Origin of the sequence: Gordonibacter sp. RACS_AR49 (assembly GCF_030418435.1) — a bacterium.
GTDB classification, from domain to species: domain Bacteria; phylum Actinomycetota; class Coriobacteriia; order Coriobacteriales; family Eggerthellaceae; genus Gordonibacter; species Gordonibacter urolithinfaciens.
Map to the genome: position 1 here is coordinate 1 of NZ_JAIUDM010000018.1, position 5,221 is coordinate 5,221.

3 rRNA genes are annotated in these 5,221 nt (G+C 60.7%); all 3 read left to right on the forward strand.

Going from position 1 to position 5,221, the window contains the following annotated elements:
* Positions 1-222: 222 nt before the first annotated feature.
* Positions 223-1,731, forward strand: a 16S ribosomal RNA gene (locus LB310_RS15285).
* A gap of 282 nt (positions 1,732-2,013) precedes the next feature.
* A 23S ribosomal RNA gene (locus tag LB310_RS15290) occupies positions 2,014-4,978 on the forward strand.
* A gap of 115 nt (positions 4,979-5,093) precedes the next feature.
* Positions 5,094-5,208 (forward strand): 5S ribosomal RNA (gene rrf, locus LB310_RS15295).
* Together the 16S, 23S and 5S rRNA genes form the textbook arrangement of a ribosomal RNA operon.
* Positions 5,209-5,221 lie beyond the last annotated feature (13 nt).

The following is a 5,221-nucleotide window of genomic DNA, read 5'->3' on the forward strand; positions in this document are numbered from 1 at the left end:
CTTGACAGGATGGCAACGGGAAGGTAAAGTATCTCCTTGCGCCGCTCGCCCGGAAGGGAGGCGGCGAGGCCCCCCGGAAGGGGAGGCGGGAACCTTGAAAACCGGATATTGCGAGATGAATCGAATCGAGAGATGCCCGCCAGGCGAGCCCAGCCCACCGAAGGGCCGGGGGAGCCGGCGAAAACCAAGATCGAACAGATGCGGCAGCGATGCCGCTCTCTTCAAACGGAGAGTTTGATCCTGGCTCAGGATGAACGCTGGCGGCGTGCCTAACACATGCAAGTCGAACGATTAAGGCGCCTTCGGGCGCGAATAGAGTGGCGAACGGGTGAGTAACACGTGACCAACCTGCCCCCCTCCCCGGGATAACGCGAGGAAACCCGCGCTAATACCGGATACTCCGCCCCTCCCGCATGGGAGGGGCGGGAAAGCCCCGACGGAGGGGGATGGGGTCGCGGCCCATTAGGTAGACGGCGGGGCAACGGCCCACCGTGCCTGCGATGGGTAGCCGGGTTGAGAGACCGACCGGCCACATTGGGACTGAGATACGGCCCAGACTCCTACGGGAGGCAGCAGTGGGGAATTTTGCGCAATGGGGGGAACCCTGACGCAGCAACGCCGCGTGCGGGACGAAGGCCTTCGGGTTGTAAACCGCTTTCAGCAGGGAAGACAGTGACGGTACCTGCAGAAGAAGCCCCGGCTAACTACGTGCCAGCAGCCGCGGTAATACGTAGGGGGCGAGCGTTATCCGGATTCATTGGGCGTAAAGCGCGCGTAGGCGGCCCGTCAAGCGGAACCTCTAACCCGAGGGCTCAACCCCCGGTCGGGTTCCGAACTGGCAGGCTCGAGTTTGGTAGAGGAAGATGGAATTCCCGGTGTAGCGGTGGAATGCGCAGATATCGGGAAGAACACCGATGGCGAAGGCAGTCTTCTGGGCCATCAACTGACGCTGAGGCGCGAAAGCTGGGGGAGCGAACAGGATTAGATACCCTGGTAGTCCCAGCCGTAAACGATGGGCGCTAGGTGTGGGGGGATCATCCCTCCGTGCCGCAGCCAACGCATTAAGCGCCCCGCCTGGGGAGTACGGCCGCAAGGCTAAAACTCAAAGGAATTGACGGGGGCCCGCACAAGCAGCGGAGCATGTGGCTTAATTCGAAGCAACGCGAAGAACCTTACCAGGGCTTGACATGCTAGTGAAGCCGGGGAAACCCGGTGGCCGAGAGGAGCTAGCGCAGGTGGTGCATGGCTGTCGTCAGCTCGTGTCGTGAGATGTTGGGTTAAGTCCCGCAACGAGCGCAACCCCTGCCATATGTTGCCAGCATTCAGTTGGGGACTCATATGGGACTGCCGGCGTCAAGCCGGAGGAAGGTGGGGACGACGTCAAGTCATCATGCCCTTTATGCCCTGGGCTGCACACGTGCTACAATGGCCGGTACAACGGGCCGCGACCTGGCGACAGGAAGCGAATCCCTCAAAGCCGGCCCCAGTTCGGATCGGAGGCTGCAACCCGCCTCCGTGAAGTCGGAGTTGCTAGTAATCGCGGATCAGCATGCCGCGGTGAATACGTTCCCGGGCCTTGTACACACCGCCCGTCACACCACCCGAGTCGTCTGCACCCGAAGCCGCCGGCCGAACCCGCAAGGGGCGGAGGCGTCGAAGGTGTGGAGGGTAAGGGGGGTGAAGTCGTAACAAGGTAGCCGTACCGGAAGGTGCGGCTGGATCACCTCCTTTCTAGGGAGACACTGACGTGTCCGGACATGGTCGAGCTTCAGCTCCCATGGCCTGGAAGAAGATTTTAAAACCTATTGATTCAAGGGCCCTTTCGGTCGTCGCTCGCAATACCCGGTTTCGAGGGCTCCCGCCCTCGAGGCGCCCGAGGGCGCCCGCGCACCTTGACAGTTGCATAGCGAAAGCATCGATATAAATGAGAATCAATGATTAGCGATAGTCATATGATTCGCATCTGAACGATCGCGAACAAGAACGATATGGATACCTGAATTTACCTTGTTAGAAGAAGATGTCAAGGGCGCACGGCGGATGCCTTGGCACAGGAAGCCGAAGAAGGACGCGGCAAGCCGCGATAGTCTGCGGGGAGGGGCAAACACCCTTCGATCCGCAGGTTTCCGAATGGGGGAACCCAGCAGGGGTCATGCCCTGCTACCCCGAGCTGAATCAAATAGGCTCGGAGGAGGCAACCCGGGGAACTGAAACATCTAAGTACCCGGAGGAACAGAAATCAACCGAGATTGCGCGAGTAGCGGCGAGCGAAAGCGCACCAGCCCAAACCCATGCACGTGCAAGCTTGAGGGCGTTGCTGCATGCGGTGTTGTGGGACCTTCCCCTCCCAGGGCCTCAGACCTGGGACGGAGTTACAAAGCGTCGCGGTAGCGGAACGGCATGGAAAGGCCGGCCGCAGCGGGTAAGAGCCCCGTACGCGAAACCCCGACGCCTCCGAGGAAGGCACCCGAGTAGTGCCGGGCACGTGAAACCCGGTGCGAATCCGGGGGGACCACCCTCCAAGGCTGAATACTCTCCTGTGACCGATAGCGAACCAGTACCGTGAGGGAAAGGTGAAAAGCACCCCGAGAGGGGAGTGAAACAGTACCTGAAACCGTGCGCCTACAAGCAGTCGGAGCACTCCTGCAGTGTGACGGCGTGCCTTTTGTAGAATGAGCCAGCGAGTTGCGGTGAGCGGCGAGGTTAAGGTTGGAACCGAGCCGCAGTGAAAGCGAGCCTTTAAGATGGCGACAGAGTCGCTTGCCGCAGACGCGAAGCCGGGTGAGCTATCCATGGGCAGGCTGAAGCGGGGGTAAGACCCCGTGGAGGGCCGAACCCACTTCGGTTGAAAACGGAGGGGATGACCCGTGGATAGGGGTGAAAGGCCAATCAAACCCGGAGATATCTCGTTCTCCCCGAAATAGCTTTAGGGCTAGCCTCGGTCGTTCAGTCGCGGAGGTAGAGCACTGGATCTTCTAGGGGGCTTCACCGCCTACCGAAAAGAACCAAACTCCGAATACCGCGACTTAAGAGACCGGGAGTCAGAGCATGTGGGCTAAGCTGCGTGCTCGAGAGGGAAACAGCCCAGACCGCCCGCTAAGGTCCCCAAGTTCATGCTGAGTGGCAAAGGATGTGCGTTTGCCTAGACAACCAGGATGTTGGCTTAGAAGCAGCCATGCATTTAAAGAGTGCGTAACAGCTCACTGGTCAAGTGGACATGCGCCGACAATTCACGGGGCTAAGCACGGCACCGAAGCGGCGGACTGATTTATCAGTGGTAGGGGAGCTTCCCATGGGGGGCGAAGCCGAGGGGCGACCCTCGGTGGACCGCATGGGAGTGAGAATGCTGGCATGAGTAACGAGAGAGGGGCGAGAAACCCCTCCGCCGTAAGCCTAAGGGTTCCTGGGCAAGGCTAATCCTCCCAGGGTCAGTCGGGAGCTAAGGCGAGGCCGGAAGGCGTAGCCGATGCACAACGGGTCGACATTCCCGTACCGCTGACGAGCGTTTGACCGACGGGGTGACGGAGAAGGGTAGCCGGGCGGGGTTCTGGACGTCCCCGTGAAAGCGCGTAGGGAGCTGTGCATGGAAATCAGCGCAGCATGTATCCCGAGACGCGAGACGAAGCCATCAGGCGAAGTCGGCGAGCCCATGCTTCCGAGAAAAACCTCTAGGGAGCTTTGTCGGCGCCCGTACCAAAACCGACACAGGTAGGCGGGTAGAACATACCGAGGCGATCGGGAGAACCATGGTTAAGGAACTCGGCATACTGGCTCCGTAACTTCGGGAGAAGGAGCGCCCTTCCCGGTGAAGGCCCTCGCGGCCGGAGCGGGGAGGGGCCGCAGCGAAACGGCCCAAGCGACTGTTTATCAAAAACACAGGACTCTGCCAAGCCGCAAGGCGACGTATAGGGTCTGACGCCTGCCCGGTGCCGGAAGGTTACGCGGATGGGTTAGCGGAAACGCGAAGCTCTGAAGCCAAGCCCCGGTAAACGGCGGCCGTAACTATAACGGTCCTAAGGTAGCGAAATTCCTTGTCGGGTAAGTTCCGACCTGCACGAATGGCGTAACGATTTGGGCGCTGTCTCAACCATGGACCCGGTGAAATTGTATTATTCGTGAAGATGCGAATTACCTGCGGAAGGACGGAAAGACCCCGTGAACCTTTACTGCAGCTTGACATTGGTCGTTGGCTCGGCGCGTAGAGGATAGGCAGGAGGCTTCGAAGCGGGGACGCCAGTTCCCGTGGAGCCGGCCTTGGAATACTGCCCTCGTCGTGTCGGCGACCTAACCCGTGGCCGTGATCCGGCACGGGGACCGTGTCAGGCGGGTAGTTTGACTGGGGCGGTCGCCTCCCAAAATGTAACGGAGGCGCGCAAAGGTCCGCTCAGGACGGTCGGCAACCGTCCCGAGAGCGCAAGAGTGCAAGCGGGCTTGACTGCGAGGCCAACAAGCCGAGCAGGTGCGAAAGCAGGTTCTAGTGATCCGGCGGCCCAGAGTGGAATGGCCGTCGCTCAACGGATAAAAGGTACTCCGGGGATAACAGGCTGATCTTGCCCAAGAGTCCACATCGACGGCAAGGTTTGGCACCTCGATGTCGGCTCATCGCATCCTGGGGCTGAAGTCGGTCCCAAGGGTACGGCTGTTCGCCGTTTAAAGCGGTACGCGAGCTGGGTTCAGAACGTCGTGAGACAGTTCGGTCCCTATCCTCCGCAGGCGCAAGAAGATTGAGGAGATCTGCCCCTAGTACGAGAGGACCGGGGTGGACGGACCTCTGGTGGAGCGGTTGTCGACCAACGGCACCGCCGCCTAGCTACGTCCGGCACGGATAACCGCTGAAAGCATCTAAGTGGGAAGCCGCCTCCAAGATGAGTCTTCTCTTCGGTAAGGGCCCAGGTAGACCACCTGGTCGATAGGGCGCAGGTGCAAGCACGGCAACGTGCTCAGCCGAGCGCTACTAATAGCCCGAGCTCTTCTTCACATGCAAGTCGGGACATCCGCGTTCCGCGATCACTTCGATGCTGCGCTATGCGACCGCCAGGGTGGCGCGGTGCCGCCTGGGCGGGGCAGACAATGCCCGCGGGAGCATCCCCCGCGAGCGCGACCATGGAGGCGGGGATCACCCGATCCCATTCCGAACTCGGAAGTTAAGCCCGCCATCGCCGAAAGTACTGCGGAGTCAGTCCGTGGGAGGATAGGGCGTCGCGCTCGCGGAGGATGCTTT